14 protein-coding genes are annotated in these 17,762 nt (G+C 46.0%); 8 read left to right on the top strand and 6 right to left on the bottom strand.

The annotated features are described in order from the left end of the window. Nucleotides 1-244: 244 nt before the first annotated feature. On the bottom strand, nucleotides 245-676 hold the full coding sequence (locus QUA13_RS27515) for a VOC family protein (protein WP_333203643.1): 432 nt from the start codon (nucleotides 674-676) through the stop codon (nucleotides 245-247). Between the two features lie 11 nt (nucleotides 677-687). Between QUA13_RS27515 and QUA13_RS27510 the strand changes: the two genes are divergently transcribed. After that, complete coding sequence (locus QUA13_RS27510; RefSeq protein ID WP_333203641.1) at nucleotides 688-1,500, top strand: TIGR00297 family protein; 813 nt, start codon at nucleotides 688-690, stop codon at nucleotides 1,498-1,500. Nucleotides 1,501-1,675: 175 nt separating this feature from the next. Here the strand turns inward: QUA13_RS27510 and hetR are convergent, their stop codons facing one another. The 3 genes from hetR to QUA13_RS27495 form a co-directional block, all read right to left on the bottom strand. Further along, the gene (gene hetR, locus QUA13_RS27505; protein WP_172184509.1) at nucleotides 1,676-2,581 is read right to left on the bottom strand and encodes a heterocyst differentiation master regulator HetR; all 906 of its coding nucleotides are present in this window, start codon (nucleotides 2,579-2,581) and stop codon (nucleotides 1,676-1,678) included. 713 nt (nucleotides 2,582-3,294) lie between these two features. Continuing rightward, nucleotides 3,295-3,522, bottom strand: a complete 228-nt coding sequence (patX, locus tag QUA13_RS27500) for a heterocyst-inhibiting protein PatX (protein WP_172184421.1) — start codon at nucleotides 3,520-3,522, stop codon at nucleotides 3,295-3,297. A 96-nt stretch (nucleotides 3,523-3,618) separates the two neighbouring features. Then, complete coding sequence (locus QUA13_RS27495; RefSeq protein ID WP_333203639.1) at nucleotides 3,619-5,421, bottom strand: FAD-dependent oxidoreductase; 1,803 nt, start codon at nucleotides 5,419-5,421, stop codon at nucleotides 3,619-3,621. Between the two features lie 396 nt (nucleotides 5,422-5,817). Here QUA13_RS27495 and cysC point away from each other — a divergent pair, with 396 nt between their 5' ends. The 5 genes from cysC to QUA13_RS27470 all read left to right on the top strand — a co-directional run bounded on the left by cysC (nucleotide 5,818) and on the right by QUA13_RS27470 (nucleotide 14,168). Then, on the top strand, nucleotides 5,818-6,342 hold the full coding sequence (gene cysC, locus QUA13_RS27490; protein WP_172184417.1) for an adenylyl-sulfate kinase: 525 nt from the start codon (nucleotides 5,818-5,820) through the stop codon (nucleotides 6,340-6,342). Nucleotides 6,343-6,379: 37 nt separating this feature from the next. Beyond that, complete coding sequence (locus tag QUA13_RS27485; protein ID WP_333203637.1) at nucleotides 6,380-8,101, top strand: SLBB domain-containing protein; 1,722 nt, start codon at nucleotides 6,380-6,382, stop codon at nucleotides 8,099-8,101. Nucleotides 8,102-8,244: 143 nt separating this feature from the next. Further along, nucleotides 8,245-10,572: a polysaccharide biosynthesis tyrosine autokinase gene (locus tag QUA13_RS27480; protein WP_333203635.1), complete on the top strand. Its 2,328-nt coding sequence runs from the start codon at nucleotides 8,245-8,247 to the stop codon at nucleotides 10,570-10,572. Between the two features lie 455 nt (nucleotides 10,573-11,027). Continuing rightward, nucleotides 11,028-12,395, top strand: coding sequence for an NAD-dependent succinate-semialdehyde dehydrogenase (locus QUA13_RS27475; protein ID WP_333203633.1), 1,368 nt, complete (start codon nucleotides 11,028-11,030; stop codon nucleotides 12,393-12,395). 135 nt (nucleotides 12,396-12,530) lie between these two features. Then, complete coding sequence (locus tag QUA13_RS27470) at nucleotides 12,531-14,168, top strand: acetolactate synthase large subunit (RefSeq protein WP_445242752.1); 1,638 nt, start codon at nucleotides 12,531-12,533, stop codon at nucleotides 14,166-14,168. A 220-nt stretch (nucleotides 14,169-14,388) separates the two neighbouring features. On the opposite strand, the gene QUA13_RS27465 is transcribed toward QUA13_RS27470, so the two are convergent. Both QUA13_RS27465 and QUA13_RS27460 read right to left on the bottom strand, forming a co-directional pair. Further along, nucleotides 14,389-15,297 carry a DUF4917 family protein gene (locus QUA13_RS27465; protein WP_333203645.1) on the bottom strand — a complete coding sequence of 303 codons (909 nt, stop codon included), beginning with the start codon at nucleotides 15,295-15,297 and terminating at the stop codon, nucleotides 14,389-14,391. Nucleotides 15,298-15,470: 173 nt separating this feature from the next. Then, entirely contained in the window at nucleotides 15,471-15,626 is a 156-nt protein-coding gene (locus QUA13_RS27460) for a hypothetical protein (protein ID WP_333203631.1), read from the bottom strand. A gap of 148 nt (nucleotides 15,627-15,774) precedes the next feature. On the opposite strand from QUA13_RS27460, the gene QUA13_RS27455 reads away from it, so the two are divergent. Both QUA13_RS27455 and xth read left to right on the top strand, forming a co-directional pair. Further along, on the top strand, nucleotides 15,775-16,710 hold the full coding sequence (locus tag QUA13_RS27455) for an ATP-binding protein (protein WP_333203629.1): 936 nt from the start codon (nucleotides 15,775-15,777) through the stop codon (nucleotides 16,708-16,710). A 185-nt stretch (nucleotides 16,711-16,895) separates the two neighbouring features. Continuing rightward, the gene (gene xth, locus QUA13_RS27450) at nucleotides 16,896-17,681 is read left to right on the top strand and encodes an exodeoxyribonuclease III (protein ID WP_333203627.1); all 786 of its coding nucleotides are present in this window, start codon (nucleotides 16,896-16,898) and stop codon (nucleotides 17,679-17,681) included. Nucleotides 17,682-17,762 lie beyond the last annotated feature (81 nt).

Here is a 17,762-nt window from a genome sequence, read left to right as displayed (position 1 = left end):
TAATCAATCCTCAACATTTAAGAAATTGGTTTGCTAATTGTTGCTATTGTACTTCATAACAGCGGGAACCGCTGTAAACCAAAGTTCAACCTCCCCGATTCATCAGTGGAGTCAATTCTTCAATCTAAAATCTCAAACCTAAAATCGACTTGCGCATCCTAAGAGACTACTAGACATCTCCATAAAAGACAGTCTTGAAGAGTCAAGATGCCTGTTCCACAATAATTATTGGAGAGGTCTACTACTAAACAGCGTCGCCAACTTCAGCGTATTCGCTGCGGCCAAAAATTGCTTCAGCTTCACAGTAATACTTGAACTCCAGTATATTGTGGAAAGGGTCTTCTAAGAAGAAAGTACGGTGCTCTGTAGGCAAACCGACAAATCGCCGTCTCGGTTCTTGATAGAAATTTAAGTGGTTTTGCTGGGCTTTTTCTAGCAACCCTTCCCAGTCAGCTTCGGAAGTAAAAATTAACCCAAAATGCCGGGGATAAATGCCTCGCTGAGGCGTCAAAGGTTCGTGGCTGACGTGGGCGACAATTTGATGGCCGCACAAACCCATAATCGCAGAATTCGGCGATTCGCGACCTAGTTCGCAGCCGAGCCCGTCTACATAGAACGCTTTTGTTTGCGCAATATCGGTCACGGGGAAGGCAAGATGAAATAAGACTTGGCTCATGGAGGTACTAAATGCAGAATTCAGAATTGTTCTTTAATTATTTATCTTGGTCTAATCCTTGGTTGGTGGCGATCGCCCTAAATACAGTTTTACTCGCGATCGGCACCATTGCTCCTAAAAAATTGCTCACTCCCGCTGGCCAATTTCACGGCTGGGTATTGGGCGTCCTCATCTGGGGCTGTTTGGGATGGCAAGGCTATGCTGTGGTGATGTTTTACTTTCTGGTCGGATCGGGAGTTACCAGCATCGGCAAAGCCCAAAAAGAAGCAGAAGGCATAGCTGAAAAGCGTTCAGGCGCCCGAGGCCCGGAAAATGTCTGGGGTTCTGCTTTAACCGCTACTCTTTGTGCTGTGGGAGTTTTGGCATTATCTATTTTAGGCAATACAGGCAAGATGCCTGTGCCGCAAGATGCTATTTCCCTGTTATTGCTGGGTTACGCGGCGAGTTTTTGCACCAAACTTTCGGATACCTGCGCTAGCGAAATCGGCAAAGCTTACGGGAAGCGGACTTTTTTGATTACCAGCTTGCAGCCTGTACCTAGGGGTACCGAAGGGGCCGTAAGTTTGGAAGGAACAATTGCGGGTATTGTCGGCTCAATTCTGATTGCGCTGTTGAGTTGGGCAGTCGGTTTAATTAACTTGACAGGAATTGTTTTTTGTGTTGTTGCAGCTTTTATTGCCACGAACATCGAGAGCGTGATTGGAGCGACGGTGCAATCAAAGTTTGAGTGGCTGACCAACGAGGTAGTAAATTTTTTTAATACACTCATAGGAGCGATCGCAGCTATCGTTTTAGCGGCGACCTGGAGAGCTTTTTTAGCTTAGTTAATCCTGGACGCATTCGCGACCCAAGAAACCGACTTTTTTACGATAATTCAAGGCCTTAACGCAGTATTTTTTGAAAAAAATCCGGTTTCTTCCTTCAGGGCTATTAGTTATTAGTTATTAATCATTAGTCTCCAGCAATCAACTCATGACTAATGATTAATAACTAATCGAACTAAGCGTCGTCTTGCGGCCCAAAAACCATTTGTACAATCATCGTCGGTTCGCCCTGCTTGTGATAGCGATCGGCCCAATTGCGAATAATCTCATCTAATTCCTCAAGGGCTTGGTCGAGGCGTTCCGGCGGAATATCCAAAGTCTCCATAACTCGCATGACCTTCGGTTGTTTTTCCGCCCAATCCTTCATCAGCCGGAAATATCTAGCTGTATCCTCCACCATAGTAAATGTCCGCTCTTCCTGCTCTGCCGGAGAGTAAGTAGCGCGGCTGAGGGCATAAAACGGCATTCCCCAAGGAGCATCAATGCGAGTAACTGTTCCCGAATAGATCAAGCGCCGCTTGATGTGTTCTGCTAAAGCTTCGCTCAAAGGCATTCGCCTTTCTGGAGGCATATCTTCTTGCGATCGCCTGTGCAGAAACTCGATCAACTCCATAAACTGAAAAGAATTGATCAGTTGAGCGTCAGGGGGATTCGGAGGAATTTTGCCTTCGAGATATTTTTTTTCATCCGCAGTCAAGCTGTTTCCCGGAATGCGAGGGCGTCCCGGCAACCAACCATACTGTTCCAGCCAGACATAAGGAAACTGAATCAAATATCGAGGTTCTTGGGAACCCAACATTTTCAGCAATTTTCCTTGAGTCAGAGCTTCCTGGACTTCCTCAACAATCACCTTCACCCGTTTAGGCTCAATGTGATGCAAGTGTCCGGTCATCCGCAGGTTGTTTTTCTCCTCAATATAGGTCATGTAAATAGCACACTTAGCCGCCGTTGCGGCCGCGTCTAGAAACGCCCCGTGCCTGTGCCCACTGGTTCTCATGGCGCTAAACGCCAGATATAGCATGATCTGATCCATTGCACTAGGGCTGAGGCTTTTGACCAGATCCAAAGAGTCATTTTTCATCACTATCCCCGAAATAGCCAAACTTGGAGGCATCTTGTCGTCCTCCATTAAATTATTGCGAGAGCGCCGAATCAAGCATAGCCGACTGTCGCCGGAAAGCTTACCAGCTACCCTAATATTCAGGTTAGTTAATTTCCCTGAGGTAACAGGGGCATGGGCTTAAAGGCGATCCACACCGCATAAGTGGTTCTTATTGGTGGCGAATTTAAGTAGATTGCTGCACCCTCTGCGCTGACAGTTTACCTATATATAAATTAGTTATCGCACGTTAATTATAGTGCAGCCATTGAAAATTAAACCCCACCTGCGGCGGGGAAACAGTAAATAACTGTTGCGATCGGAGGAATTTGAGGCGACTCCGAGCTGATAATGTTTGAATAGTTATGGATGAAAACCCGGTTCGATCAAAATAACGGGTCAAGGGCGAGGGATATCGGTTGAAAAACCCGGATGCTGCCAGGCCTGTGGGTAATTCCTGTTTAATTGAAGAGTTTTCAATACAAAACCGCCATATACTAGAATCTATATCTAGATAGATGGCGGTTCCAGGTTTATATGCTATCATTGATCACACACAAAACAATATCCTCATAACTGTCAACAAAAAGTGCAGTTGTCGCTTAACCTGAAAAACTAGAATCCCAGAAAATCCGATCGCTCGAATCAACAGCCCGAATCAACTCAGTGGTGATAATCGCTTACGTCCATTGCCATTAGAAATCTTGTAGCGGATGAGTGTAAACATTAGGCTCGGTAAAATCCCTGCGTCCGCTGCCCCTGTGAGGAACGCGCTCGGCCTTTTGTTGAGTTTGGGCGGATAACATATATTGGGGGGTGGCAGTTTCGAGCATTGCGAGTGGAGATTCAACAGCTCGAGCGGCATTGGCACTCAAGGTAATGCCCAACAGGCTCAGTAAAGCAATTGCAGTGTAGGTTTGCATGGGTAGTATCCGTGTCAGTGTCTATTACGTGATACGGACTTGCCCCGATCGATCAGGATAGATATCTCTGCAATTTTCGGATCTCTGCAAAAAACCTTACCTCTTCAATTCTACTGATACCGACAGTAGCCAAGCACCAGCATAATTCAGCCGACCCCATACTGTCAGAGGCTTTCCGGTTTCGCAACTGTGTAAAAATCTGTCGGTTTCCGAGTCCAAAGTCACGAGTTGCCAAGTTTGACCGGCTAAGGATGTAGGGCTTGTCAGCATTAGCGTCCAGTCTTGTTCGCCGAGGCGGCGGAAAATGCCCGAAAATTGGCTGTGAGTATTTGCTGTTTGACTGCTTTGTTTCTCTACTGAGAAAGGACATTCGCCGCTGGCGGGATATGCTTGAGGTCGATCGAGATAATAGCGCTGCCAGTCGAGCCAGTCCGATCGCCCCCGTGTCAAATTAAATAAGGGAATAACTGCCGCACTCGCCTCGGAATCTTGCAGCAAAGCTTCCTGCAAAACTCTCACCGGCAACTGCCGCGGCTGACATCCAGATTCCGCGCACAAAGCCGCCGCCATCCCCGCCGCCTGTCCAATATTCATTACCGTCGGTTGTAAGCGAGTTGCACCGTTGGCGATGTGAGAGACGGAAATATTTTTTTCGCAGACTAGCAAACCGTCTGTACTCGCAGGAATTAGCGCGCTGTAAGGAATGGTAAACGGAGTTCCCGTCCAGCGGCCGCCCCAGCGGATCGATTTGGGCTGCAAGGGAATGTCGCCACTGGTGTAGTGGTGGTCGTTGGCATAGTTGCCGATAGCCACCGCTTCGCAAATTCCCTCAGAATTTATCGGCAACTTCGCGACTCTTCCACCGACAACAGGCAAAATATCTTGTTCTCTGACTGTACTTATCCCTCGCAAGCGGCGACTTTCTCGGTAGTAAGGATGTAAGGCGAAGGAAGGAAGAAGGGAAGAATTTTGTTGATTTTCGATCGTTGAAATCGGGAAAATATTCTCTGCTAAACCGTAGCGGGGGCCGAGTTGCGTTTGAATGAAACGGGCGAAACTTTGACTGTGCCACAGACTTTCTTGCAGGAATTCTTGTCGAGATGCTTCAGATTTAATGAGTCGATCGACTCCTTCACCATAATCATTACCTCGAATCGGCCAATTAATCATCAACAATCCGCCCGGAAGCCTGCCGTAATTGAGAAATTGTTTGGGAGTGTAACCGTCCCAAGCACCGATAAATCGATCGGGATTGTCAAGAGGCGGCGCGGGAATTTCTGGCGCAACCGCACCTAAGCCAAAATCCTGCATGATTGCCACCCAAGTCGGAGCTTGCACCGAATAGCGCTCTGTGAGAGCATTAGAGGCAGCCGGCGCGCTGGGTTCTCCCCACTCGCCTTGGAATTCCCAACCCCAGCGGTGTCTAACTTCCGCTAAAGCCAGCAAATCTCCCAATTCCGTTGCATCTAAAGTGATTTTGGCCGAAACCGTAAAATCGGCAAACTGAACGCCAGAAATGCGATCGCCTTCATGTAGCACATCTTGAGCAGTTTGTCCAGAAATCCAGTGCAAGTTCGGCAAACATTTAACCCAATCAGCGAAAATTTCAGCACCGGTGCGGGGATCGTAAGTAAAAAAACTGACCCAGCCCCAATCCAAACCTCCCGGCTGTCGCTGCTGGAGTTCCCGCAAAAACGCGCCCCACAAACCTGTTTGAAATGCTGCTAATTCGTTGCCATCAGGGGCCGAAACGCCAGCCGAAGTCAGCATTCCTCCCAGCCAGGGGAATTCGCTTACTAAAATAGTTTTGGCACCTCGGCGGGCTGCTTGCACCGCCGCAGCGGTGCCGCCAGTGCCGCCACCGACTACCAAAACATCTGCTTTCAAAACGGAAGACATAGGCAATACTATTTGAGATTTTAGGTTTATTGCTAAATGCTCAGTCAGGTAATCCGTGCGGTGAACCCTGCGGATAAATGTTCGGCGTTTGCCATTGTGTCATAATGTAAGCTAAGGTATTCCCTGCGCACCCTGCAAATAGATGTTTGGCGTTGGCGATCGCGAATTGAATTTTACTGTGTAAAGACTTGAAAAATAATAAATCGGGAATTATGCAGCGATCGCACAATTCGGTTACTAAATGACTGCAGGAGCGATCGCAACTTTTGATTTCTCATTTTTTGCGCTCCAATATTGCCAATATGACACCGCGAATAACGATAATAGAAGAAAGGGAACTGCATCTATAAAGTTTTACGTCTTAATAATTTCCCAGTTAGTAATTAACGGCTGAAAATGGAAAAAGGTTTTATTTTGTGGTTTACCGGGCTGAGCGGTTCCGGCAAGACAACTATCACCAAAGCTCTAGAACCCGAACTGAAGGCAAGAGGTTGCAAAGTTGAAATATTGGATGGAGATGTCGTTCGCACCAACTTGTCAAAAGGTTTGGGATTTAGCCAAGAAGACCGAGATACTAATATTCGGCGGATTGGATTTGTTGCTCACCTGCTGAGCCGCAATGGAGTAGCCGCAATCACCGCAGCTATTAGCCCCTACAGAGCAATTCGCGGCGAAATTAGAGCAATGGAGCCAAATTTTGTTGAAGTATATGTCACAGCGCCGTTAGAAGTGTGTGAAGGTCGCGATGTCAAGGGGCTGTACGCTAAGGCTAGAGCAGGAGAAATTAAGGGTTTTACGGGAATTGACGATCCTTATGAAGAACCGCTCAATCCTGAGATTATTTGTTACACAGAGCGAGAAAGTGTGGAAGAGAGTGTTAAAAAAGTTCTCAGCAAGTTAGAAGAGTTGGGTTACATTTGATGTTGGCGGGGTTGGATGAGGATAGGGGCAAAAAGCGATGGTGGTGAAAAGTTCTTCGCACGGCGTGCAACTTGAGAAAAAATCTCACCCTTCTGTCCCCTTCGCGGAGAGAGAAAGGGGAGAATTTCTCCCTTTTCCTGCAAGGAGAGGGGCTGAGGGAAAGGTTTCCAGCACAAGCTGCAAGCTGGGTTATTGGGCAAGCAATGCTGTCAAAAGTTTAATTGTTCAAAGTTTAACAGTGTCAGTGCTGGCGGCGGTGGGTTCATCTCCTGCGGCGGCCCAGTTTTTGCCTCCTCCTCCTCCTCCTCCGGGTTCTCCTGTTCCTGTACCGGTACCCGCAGTGCCGGGCTTTCCCGAATTTCCGGCAAGTACACCTTCAACTGTACGATCGGAAGTTTACACTTTGGGAGCGGGCGATCGTATTCAAATGGACATCTTCAACGTCCCGGAATACAGCGGCCCCAACGGTCAACACCAAGTACAGGCGGACGGTTCCTTGAGTTTGCCGTTAATTGGCAGCGTTTCGGTGTACGGGATGACCTTAGAACAAGCTTCTAATGTTGTTAAAGACAAATACGGCAAATACCTTAAACGTCCTTGGATTACTCTGAAACTGCTGGCGCCGCGTCCTTTGCAAATTGCGATCGCGGGCGAAATCAACCGCCCCGGAGCCTATACAATATCCTCAGCAGCAGGCCCCGGAGGCACATCAGAGCAAATGGGAACTCAAATGCCAACGATATCGCGGGCTCTCCGAATGGCCGGCGGGATCACGCAGTCAGCAGACGTGCGGCAAATCAAAATCCGCCGCCCCCAGCGCAACGCACGGGAACAAATTATTAGTGTGGATTTGTGGGAATTATTGCAAAACGGCGATTTGCGGGCCGATCTGACTTTGCGCGACGGCGATACTATATTTATTCCCACTGTAACGAGCCTCAACCGCCAAGAAGCACCGACTTTAGCAGTAGCTAATATTACCGGACAAAGCACTCAACCAATTAATATTGCTGTGGTGGGGGAAGTAACTCGTCCCGGTACTTATACTTTGGCAAAAGAGGCTCAAAGTAGGGTACAAGAGAATGAAATGGGTGCAAATTCGGGTTTGTTTGCTGCCAGCGAAACAAACGGCGGGGAAACGGTTTTGCAGCAAACTGTAACGAGGGCAATTAAAATGGCGGGCGGCATTACGCCGGTAGCTGATATCAGACAAATACAAGTTCGCCGCCTGACACGGGCGGGTACAGAACAAATTATTAATGTAAATTTGTGGCAACTTTTGGAAGCTGCAGATGTCTCCCAAGATTTAACGCTGCAACAGGGAGATACGGTAATCGTTCCCAAAGCCGAAAATCTCGATGCAGCTCAAGACGATCAAGTGGCTAATTCTAATTTTTCACCTGATACGATTAAGGTGAACATTGTGGGAGAAGTTGTGAAACCGGGAGCGATTGCAGTGCTGCCCAATACTACTTTAAATCAAGCGCTGGTAGCAGCGGGAGGTTTTAATAAAGCGCGGGCAGAAATGGATTCGGTGAATTTAATTCGCCTCAATCCTAACGGCACTGTTTCGCAGCTAACTGTTAAGGTTAATTTTTCCGCAACAGCTAATGAGGAAACTAATCCCAAACTGCAAAATAATGATGTAATTATGGTAAGGCGATCGGGCCGCGCTACGTTCTCGGATAATGTAGGCGGGACTCTCGCCCCTTTAAGCCCGCTGTTAGGAATATTTCGGTTGTTCAATATTTTTCAGTGATTTGAATAGACTAGCATTAAGGTTTCATAAACCGATTTTTGAGAAAAATTTTCGGTTTGGTAACGCAATATCTAGGAATCAACCGGGTTCCTGAAACTACGCCAGCGGTACAGACGTTTAAACTAATAAGTTGTAGAAATCAAATGAAACCAGGGAAAAAATCTCAAATAGCACTGTTTAATAATAATAAAAAAGCCGCTGATATGCAAAAAATATCTTCCGTGCTTTATGAAGAAGAGCAATTTTTAGGCAGAGACAAAATAGAGGAAGAAGAGTTAAGTTTTTGGGAAGTTTGCCGCAGTCGTTCCATTTTAGTTATCGGCGTAGCAGCGGCAGTGACCACCGGGGTTTTCGCCTGGACGCTCAATCAAAAAAGCGAGTACGAAGGGCGCTTTCAATTATTAGTAGAACCCGCCGTTACGCAAAATACTTTAGCAAAAATATACTCCGGTGAGCTGAAACTGCAACCAGCGGCCCCCGCGACGCCAGAAAAGGGCGGTTTTGACTACGAATCGCAAATTCAAGTTTTGCAAAGCCCGCAAGTAATGTCGCCGATTATTAAACAGTTGCAGGCTAAATATCCGGAAATAAATTACAACTACCTCTTAAACCAAAAAGCCGATAATTTGCCGTTTTCTCAGGAAACCAGGCTGTCAATAAATCGGTTCAAAAATACCAAAATTATAGAAGTTAGATATCGGGATTATGACCCGAAAAAAATTCAGTTTGTTTTGGGAAAAGTGGCGCTAGGCTACCGCAACTACAGCGTGCAAGATACCACAACTCAAATTAGTCAGACTTTGGATTTTGTAAAATCGCAAATTCCCAACCAGCAAAAGCGCCAACAAGCTCTGCAAACAGAAATTCAAAAGTTGCGGCAGCAGTACAATTTCATCGACCCGCAAATTCAAACCCAACAACTGGCCCAGCAAATCAGCCAACTTCAAACGCAAAGATTGGACGCGCAAACGCAGCTCAATCAGCAGAGATTGCTCTATTCCAATCTGCAAAATCAGCTCGGGTTAAACCAGAAGCAAGCGCTGATGGCCTCGGCTCTGAGTCAAGCTCCCCGCTATCAAGCGATGCTGACTCAATTGCAGCAATTAGAAGGGCAAATTGCGATTAACTCGGCTACGTTTACAGACCAAACTCCGCAAATGCAATTGTTGCGAGAACAGCAAAAAAACCTAATTCCTTTGTTAAAGAAAGAAGCCCAACAGGTTCTGGGAACTGATTTGGCTAAGGTAAGTTCGCAAGTGCTGGCTTTTCAAGATCCGGTGCGGATTAAGTTAATCGAGCAGTTTATCGGTACTGCTAATTTAATTCAGGTGCTGGGCGTGCGGAATCAAGTTTTGGAACAAGCTGCTAAGCAGTTGAATCAATACTCTCAAGGATTACCGGTGATTTTGCGGCGCTATTCGGATTTGCAGCGCGAGTTGGAATTGACTAACAATACGCTGAATGGTTTGCTGGCAAAACAACAAGCTTTGCAGCTTGAAGCTGTGGGTAAAAAAGAAGTGGCTTGGGAAATTATTGCTAAGCCGGAAATTCCGCGCTACAAAAATGGCGAGTTGATGGCTGTTTCTCCAATTATGCCTTTAAATTTGGCTTTGGGGGGATTGGCTGGTTTGCTGTTCGGTATGCTGGCGGCGCAGTTGGCGGAACGGTTTAACAATAAAACGGTGTTCCACACTCCCGAGGATGTCAAACATTCGATTCGGCTGCCTTTGTTGGGGGTAATTCCTGCTAGCGATAAAATTTTGAGGCTTCCTCCTGCTGAGACAAGTCCGGTGGATGTGGCAAGTTCGCCGGTGCCTACGGATGCTTTTCAAGAAGCTTTTCGATCGCTCAATGCTAATATTCGCTTACTAAACGTTGATAGTCCGATCAATTCTTGTGTAATTACTTCTTGTCAAGTAGCTGACGGCAAGTCTACTGTCGCAGTAAATCTGGCGCGGGCGGCGGCTGCAATGGGCCAGCAAGTGCTGTTGGTAGATGCGGATTTACGGCGGCCGCAGGTGCACGAAATGCTGGGTTTACCGAATTGGCAAGGCCTGCACAATGCGATCGCGGATGATGTGGATGTGGAAAAGTTGATTTTGCGATCGCCCCGCGATGAAAATTTGTTTGTGTTAACTTCCGGCCCGGTTCCTCTCGATCCCACAAAGGTGCTTTCTTCCAAAAAAATGCAGCATTTAATGGGAGCTTTGTCAAGTCATTTTGACTTAGTTATTTACGATACTGCACCGCTTTTGGGTTTGGCGGATGCGAATTTGTTGGCGGCTCACACTAACGGATTGATGCTGGTAGTGGGGCTGAATCAAACTGAGCGGGAGGCGCTGTTGTTGGCTTTTGAAGATTTGAAAATGGCGGGGATTCCGCTGTTGGGAATGGTGGCGAATAACGATAAAGGCAGCAGGTATTACTATCAGTCTTACGTGCAGGATTACATTCAGGAACAGTCTGTTTGATGTAGGTGAGGGCTGAATCTAATTAGTAAGGTAGGCACAGCGCACCCTACCTTGAGAATGCTGCAAGATGTCGGTTTTAATTTTTAATTTTGTATCGAAGTCCCGATCCCTTCCCATTCCCCTTAAAAAGAAGAGTATTCCTGTCCCTCCTTGGTAGGGACAATCTCCCCGCGGTTGCCCCTATCCCTATGATTGTTGCGTAAGTCAGATTGTCGCTCGGTTTGCGATCGCCCGGATGTCTGGGACTCGCACAGAGATAATTTTCTTAAGATTTGCCATCGAGATTCTGAACTATAATTAAAAGTAGAGAGATTTAAACAAATCCGACACTTGCAAATTGGCATGACCTGAAAACGTGGCTGGTAAATTCCCATTTTGTAATACATTGATACAACTCCCCGCCTAGCTTGAAAACAAGAGGGGAGTTTTGTGTTTTTCATACAGGAGAGGAAACGATGGCTATTGCTACTATCAACCCGGCAACGGGAGAAACGCTGAAAACTTTCGAGGCGATCGCGGATGAGGCAATAGAAGCTAAGCTGGAATTAGCACAGCAAGCTTTTAACAAATACCGCTACCTGCCGTTTGAGCAGCGATCTCTGTGGATGCAGAAAGCCGCAGACATCTTAGAGCGCGATCGCGAAATTTACGCTGAAATGATGACCCTGGAAATGGGGAAAACGCTCAAATCTGCGATCGGCGAAGTGGAAAAATGCGCCTTAGTTTGCCGCTATTACGCCAAAAATGCCGCTCAATTTATGGCAGACGTACCGGCAACCACCGACGCTAGCAGCAGCTTTGTCCGCTACCAACCGCTGGGCGCTATTTTAGCCGTCATGCCCTGGAATTTCCCATTTTGGCAAGTTTTTCGGTTTGCGGCGCCGGCGCTGATGGCGGGCAATGTTGGCTTGCTCAAACACGCTTCCAACGTGCCTCAGTGCGCTTTGAAAATCGAAGAAATTTTCGCGCTTGCTGGCTTTCCCGAAGGAGTTTTTCAAACTTTGTTAGTGGGTTCGGACAAGGTAGCTAAGATAGTTGCGGACGATCGCATCAAAGCAGCCACCCTTACCGGCAGCGAACCAGCAGGTGCTAGTTTAGCAGCAAATGCGGGCAAAAGCTTGAAAAAAGTTGTACTGGAATTAGGAGGAAGCGACCCCTTTATCGTGATGTCCAGTGCTGATTTAGCAGCAGCTTTATCAACTGCTGTGACATCCCGGATGCTGAATAACGGTCAATCTTGCATCGCTGCCAAACGCTTTATTTTAGCAGAAGATATCGCCGACGAATTCATCAAAGGATTTGTCGAAAAAATCGAGCAATTAAAAGTAGGCGATCCGATGTTGCCCGAAACCGATATCGGCCCTTTAGCTACTCCCGCAATCCTCAAAGACTTGGACAATCAAGTGCAAACTTGCATCCAATCGGGAGCAAAACTTTTGACAGGCGGCCGCCCATTGTCAGAGAAAGCGGGCAATTTCTACTTGCCCACTATTTTGGCAGACATTCCCCCGGATGCTGCGGCGCGTCAAGAAGAGTTTTTTGGCCCGGTAGCTTTAGTATTCCGGGTTGCAGACATCGATGAGGCGATCGAACTCGCAAACAGCACATCTTTTGGCTTGGGTGCGACGGCTTGGACTACAGTAAACTCAGAGAGCGATCGGTTTATTTCCGAACTAGAAGCAGGCGCCGTATTCATCAACGGTTTAGTAAAATCAGACCCCAGATTGCCCTTTGGCGGCATCAAACGCTCCGGCTACGGACGCGAATTGAGCATCCAAGGAATGCACGAATTTGTCAACATTAAAACAGTGTGGGTAAAATAAGTAAAAGTCGATACAATGCTCGTAAAAATACTAATTAATCTACGTTAATCTGCGGTTAATAAAAACTAACCGAGTATTTTTACGAGCATTTAACCAAGACAAAAAAAATCCATACTTACAGAGGAAAAAATGGAAATGAACACAGCTCAACTACTGGTAAAATGTTTAGAAAATGAAGGCGTAGAATACGTCTTCGGACTTCCCGGAGAAGAAAATTTAGAAGTTCTAGAAGCCCTGAGAAACTCTTCAATTAAATTTATTACTACTCGCCACGAACAAGGCGCAGCCTTCATGGCAGACGTTTACGGCCGCCTCACAGGCAAAGCAGGCGTTTGTTTGTCCACCTTGGGGCCGGGCGCAACTAACTTAATGACAGGAGTTGCTGATGCTAACTTAGACGGCGCTCCTTTAGTAGCAATTACCGGACAAGTCGGCACAGACAGAATGCACATAGAATCGCACCAATATTTAGATTTGGTTGCCATGTTTGCGCCAGTTACTAAGTGGAACGCTCAAATTGTCCGACCCAGCACGACGCCAGAAATCGTCCGCAAAGCCTTTAAAGTAGCTCAAAGTGAAAAGCCGGGAGCAGTTCACATTGACTTGCCAGAAAACATCGCAGCAATGGCTGTGGAAGGAAATCCGCTAACCAAAGACAACCGCGAAAAAACCTTTGGCGCTTACCAAAGCCTGAATAAAGCCGCTGTGGCAATTTCCAAGGCAAAAAGTCCTCTGCTATTAGTAGGAAATGGCGCTATCCGCGCGAATGCCAGCGATGCTTTGACACAATTTGCTACTCGATTGAATATTCCCGTAGCTAATACTTTCATGGGCAAAGGCGTAATTCCTTACACTCATCCTTTGGCACTTTGGACGACGGGATTGCAAAAACGGGATTACATTAGCTGTGCTTTTGAAGAAACGGATTTAGTGATTGCTGTTGGGTACGATTTGATTGAATATTCCCCGAAGAAGTGGAATCCAGACGGGAAAATTCCGATTATTCACATAGGAGCTCTGCCAGCAGAAATAGACAGCAGTTATATTCCTATGGTAGAAGTTGTGGGGGATATTTCTGATTCCCTCAATGAAATTTTGCAGCGTGCCGATCGCATGGAGAAAATAGACCCTTTTGCTAAGCAATTGCGGGCGGATATTCGCGCTGGATACGAACAATATGCAGCCGACGACGGTTTCCCGATCAAGCCGCAAAAACTCATTTACGATTTGCGGCAAGTCCTGGGGCCGGAAGATATTCTTATATCTGATGTGGGAGCTCACAAAATGTGGATCGCGCGGCACTATCATTGCGATCGCCCGAATACCTGTTTGATTTCCAACGGATTTGCGGCGATGGGAATTGCGATTCCGGGTGCGGTGGCTGCAAAACTCGTTTATCCCGATCGCAAAGTAGTAGCAGCCACCGGAGACGGTGGCTTTATGATGAATTGCCAAGAATTAGAAACTGCTTTGCGAGTCGGTACCAATTTTGTGACACTCATCTTTAATGACGGCGGTTACGGGTTAATTGAATGGAAGCAGCAAGATTATTTTGGTCATTCAGATTTCATCAAATTTGGCAATCCCGACTTTGTGAAATTTGCCGAAAGTATGGGTTTAAAAGGCTATCGAGTTGAATCTGCAACTGATTTAATTCCCATCCTCAAAGAAGCCCTTGCTCAAGATGTTCCTTGCGTGATTGACTGTCCGGTTGACTACCGGGAAAATGCGCGTTTCAGTCAATTATCTGGGGATATGAGTTGCAATTTGTAAGAGTAGCCGAAATCAGGACACGGCTGTGCCGTTTCCCTACTGTTAATCTGGCGATGGTTACATCCTGAAAGTGCGATGGATTATTTTGGGGTAGGGAAACGGCATTGCCGTTTCCTCCATCCCCGTCTTGTTGAGGGTTCTATCCGATCGCCCTTTAATCCCGCTTTTTGACAATTTGGGATGTAAGGGCGATCGGCTGTCAGAGAAACCGGCTTAAGTATTATCCACCCTCATTTGTAATGAGCCTAAACAAAGGATGAGTTTCAGCATCAAAAAAAACACTTGCCTCGCCAAGTTTTTTACGTAGTTCTGCTTTTCTGTCAATAATTTCTTGCGGTGACTTATGGCTGCTGATAGAAATAGCTATACGGCTAGGCTTTGCTCTTTTTATAGCATCCAGAATATGCTGATCACTTTCCCCAAGTGAATGCTCAAATACAACAAGCGCTCCTTTGTGCTGTGCAAATTGAGCATAGGCGAATGAGAGGTAATCAGAACTATATATAGACTTTAGTTTATCTTCTGCATCTCCTTCTGCAATCAACAGAGGTACAGTTTCTTCCTGTCCTCCACTCAATTTTTGACCAAATGAATCAAGGAGGTTTGTGTTTTCTTCGTATTTCCGTTTGATTGTTTTTCCTGACGTGCTTCGCTCAAGATGCAGCCCACCATGAAGGTAAAGAATTTTTGTGGCGTCTCCGCGAATTTCTGTGTTACTAATGTCAAAATAATTATTATCCTCCGATTTAAAGAAATAATCCTTAAATCCCTTTCCCTTTTCTTCGGACATAACTGCCCAATAAATTAGTAAATCATAGTTGGTGGTATAAACGAAGGGATAATTTAGCAGTTCTTTTCTGATTTTATTTAAGACACCACTCTCTGTTGCATTCTTCCAGGGAATATGTACACTTCTGACAGCATATCCCAACGCTGATTTAATGCTCTCGTATCGTTCTTGTATAAATGAATAATCTTGATTTAAACGTTTATTGATCATTCTAGCAGTCGAAAGAGCGAGAAGAACTCTCTCAAAACTTGTAGTTTTTAGGTCTTTATTAAATAAATCTTGATCTTCCTTTGATAGCGGATGCTCACTTTGATGATCGCAAGCTTTTTTAGTAAGGATTCAGGTCAGGTGAAAAGCAGTAAAACCTATACGGTGTAAACATTTGATCGAATAATGATCGAATATCCATTCTTATTAAGAAACCATGAAAGCTTTTATTTTCGTACCTCTTGAGAATTAAGCTGTTGATTTAGCGAATGCTTGAATTCTAGAAGTCCTTCTGTGACTACGTTTCAGATACCTGAATCCTTACCTTTTTTATAAAGTGATGGATCTTTAAACTTATCCCAAACTGCACAGCTAAACCCATTTCCGAGTAAAATACCACTATCACTCAAGTCCAACTCTTTTTTGAGATCTGACCATAATAAAAGTTTTTCATCATTCATAGTTACTAAGCTCTTCTAAAATATATTTTTTATTGAGAACTACAATAATTAATATTTGCTGTCTCAACTATAGATTATAGTTGCATAAGTCCAAACTTGTCAAGCCCTATAACGTCATATTTAGTAGGTTCTTTCCATACAATCTGAATTGTTACAAGAAGAAACTTTTAACGAACAAACAAGCAATACTAAACCAAAACTATGTCAAGACTTAGGCGACGCACGAGAACCCAACCTATTCTATAACCGCACATCCGAACTCACCACCCTCGAAAACTGGATTTTGAGCCGCACCCGCCTCATCACCATCTTAGGCTTATCCGGTATTGGCAAAACCGCCCTTACTCTCCAACTAATCCCACAAATTCAACACGAATTCGACTACATCATCTGGCGAAGTCTCCACAACGCGCCACCGCTGGCATCACTCCAAACCGACTTAATTAAATTCCTCTCCCAGCAGCAAGAAACTAACCCCCCCAACCCCCCCTTATCAAGGGAGGGCGAAGAGATTCAACCTCTTTCTCCCAGGCGCGGCGAAGAGATTCAACCTCTTTCTCCCCCCCTTAGCAACGGGGGGTTGGGGGGGGTAATCAACTATTTACGATCGCACCGCTGTCTGATTATCCTCGATGATATCCAAACCACTTTCAGCCGCCAACAACTCGCAGGAAATTACCAACCTGGATATGAAAATTACGGCGCATTCTTCAAACAAATAACAGAATCATCCCACAACAGTTGCCTCATCCTCCTGAGTTGGGAAAAACCCAGAGAAATCGCCGCCTTAGAAGGCGAAAACCGCCCCTGCAAATCTCTGCAACTCAACGGTTTAGGCCCGGAAGCACAAGAAATATTCACAGAAAAAGGTTTAGCAGAACCCGAGAAATGGTCAGAACAGATCGACCTTTACCGAGGCAATCCCTTATGGTTAAATATAGTTGCCACATTGATTCAAGACTTATTCGGCGGTAGCGTTTCCGAATTCCTGTCCTATGATACCCTATTCTTAGGTGAGTTAGAATCACTCCTGTACCAGCATTTCGATCGCCTAACCGCATCCGAACAACAGGCGATCGCATAGCTAGCCAATACCCCGGAACCAGCCGACATCTCAAAAATACCAGAAAACCTGCAACTATCACCGCCAGAACTCTTGAAAGTCATGCAATCTTTAGGACGGCGGTCATTAGTTGAAACAGTAAAACAAAACGGGCGATCGCACTTTACGATCGGGCCAGTAATCAGAGAGTATATAACACACAAAAAATGAAAATCGCTACCTGGAACGTCAACTCAATTCGCACCCGCATAGAACACGTTACTAGCTGGTTGCAAGCAAACTCCCCAGACGTTATCTGCCTCCAAGAAACCAAAGTTACAGACAAAGACTTCCCTCTAGAGCCCTTCATCAACCTCGGCTACAACTGCTACATTTCCGGTCAAAAATCCTATAACGGTGTCGCCATTCTCAGCCGATCGCCCCTAACGCAAATCAGCACCGGATTTGCCCCAATTCTCGGCGACGAAACCGCAGGTATTTTTGACGAACAAAAACGCCTAATAGCCGGAATAATCGACGATATTTGCATTATTTGCGTATACGTTCCCAACGGTTCCGAAGTCGGCAGCGAGAAATATGAGTACAAACTAAAGTGGCTCAAACTGCTGCAAGAATACCTCAAAATAGCACTAGACAAATCCCCCAAGTTGTGCATTTGCGGCGACTTCAACATCGTCCCGGACGATCGAGATATCCACAATCCCAAAGCCAATGCCAACTCCGTCGGCTTGTCTGTTCCCGAGCGCCTCGCACTCACAGAAATCATAGAATTAGGATTAAACGACCCCTTTCGCAAATTCACATCAGAAGGCGGCCATTATAGCTGGTGGGACTACCGCGCCGCCGCATTTCCCCGCAACAACGGCTGGAGAATAGACCACCATTATCTCAGCTTTCCCCTGTACGAACAAGCAAAAAACTGTACAATAGACATTGCTCCCAGAAAATTAATTAAACCCAGCGACCACGCCCCCGTAATTGTCGAAATTTGATTTATCAACAGTTCGGACATATTTTGGGAGAGTCAGGCTCTGAGAGAGCCGTATTCTAGGAGTTTTCGGTAGTTTGGATTT

The organism is Microcoleus sp. S28C3, assembly GCF_036700785.1.
Classification (GTDB): Bacteria; Cyanobacteriota; Cyanobacteriia; order Cyanobacteriales; family Microcoleaceae; genus Microcoleus; species Microcoleus asticus.
This window is presented reverse-complemented; position numbering and strand designations above follow the sequence as displayed.

Excerpts from the sequence above, each read along its gene's own strand:
- QUA13_RS27510 (WP_333203641.1), top strand. The coding sequence starts at position 688 with ATGCAGAATTCAGAATTGTTCTTTAATTATTTATCTTGGTCTAATCCT.
- QUA13_RS27515 (WP_333203643.1), bottom strand. The coding sequence starts at position 676 with ATGAGCCAAGTCTTATTTCATCTTGCCTTCCCCGTGACCGATATTGCG.
- patX (WP_172184421.1), bottom strand. The coding sequence starts at position 3,522 with ATGCAAACCTACACTGCAATTGCTTTACTGAGCCTGTTGGGCATTACC.
- QUA13_RS27485 (WP_333203637.1), top strand. The coding sequence starts at position 6,380 with ATGGTGGTGAAAAGTTCTTCGCACGGCGTGCAACTTGAGAAAAAATCT.
- QUA13_RS27470 (WP_445242752.1), top strand. The coding sequence starts at position 12,531 with ATGAACACAGCTCAACTACTGGTAAAATGTTTAGAAAATGAAGGCGTA.
- xth (WP_333203627.1), top strand. The coding sequence starts at position 16,896 with ATGAAAATCGCTACCTGGAACGTCAACTCAATTCGCACCCGCATAGAA.
- QUA13_RS27480 (WP_333203635.1), top strand. The coding sequence starts at position 8,245 with ATGAAACCAGGGAAAAAATCTCAAATAGCACTGTTTAATAATAATAAA.
- hetR (WP_172184509.1), bottom strand. The coding sequence starts at position 2,581 with ATGAAAAATGACTCTTTGGATCTGGTCAAAAGCCTCAGCCCTAGTGCA.
- cysC (WP_172184417.1), top strand. The coding sequence starts at position 5,818 with ATGGAAAAAGGTTTTATTTTGTGGTTTACCGGGCTGAGCGGTTCCGGC.
- QUA13_RS27475 (WP_333203633.1), top strand. The coding sequence starts at position 11,028 with ATGGCTATTGCTACTATCAACCCGGCAACGGGAGAAACGCTGAAAACT.
- QUA13_RS27460 (WP_333203631.1), bottom strand. The coding sequence starts at position 15,626 with ATGAATGATGAAAAACTTTTATTATGGTCAGATCTCAAAAAAGAGTTG.
- QUA13_RS27495 (WP_333203639.1), bottom strand. The coding sequence starts at position 5,421 with ATGTCTTCCGTTTTGAAAGCAGATGTTTTGGTAGTCGGTGGCGGCACT.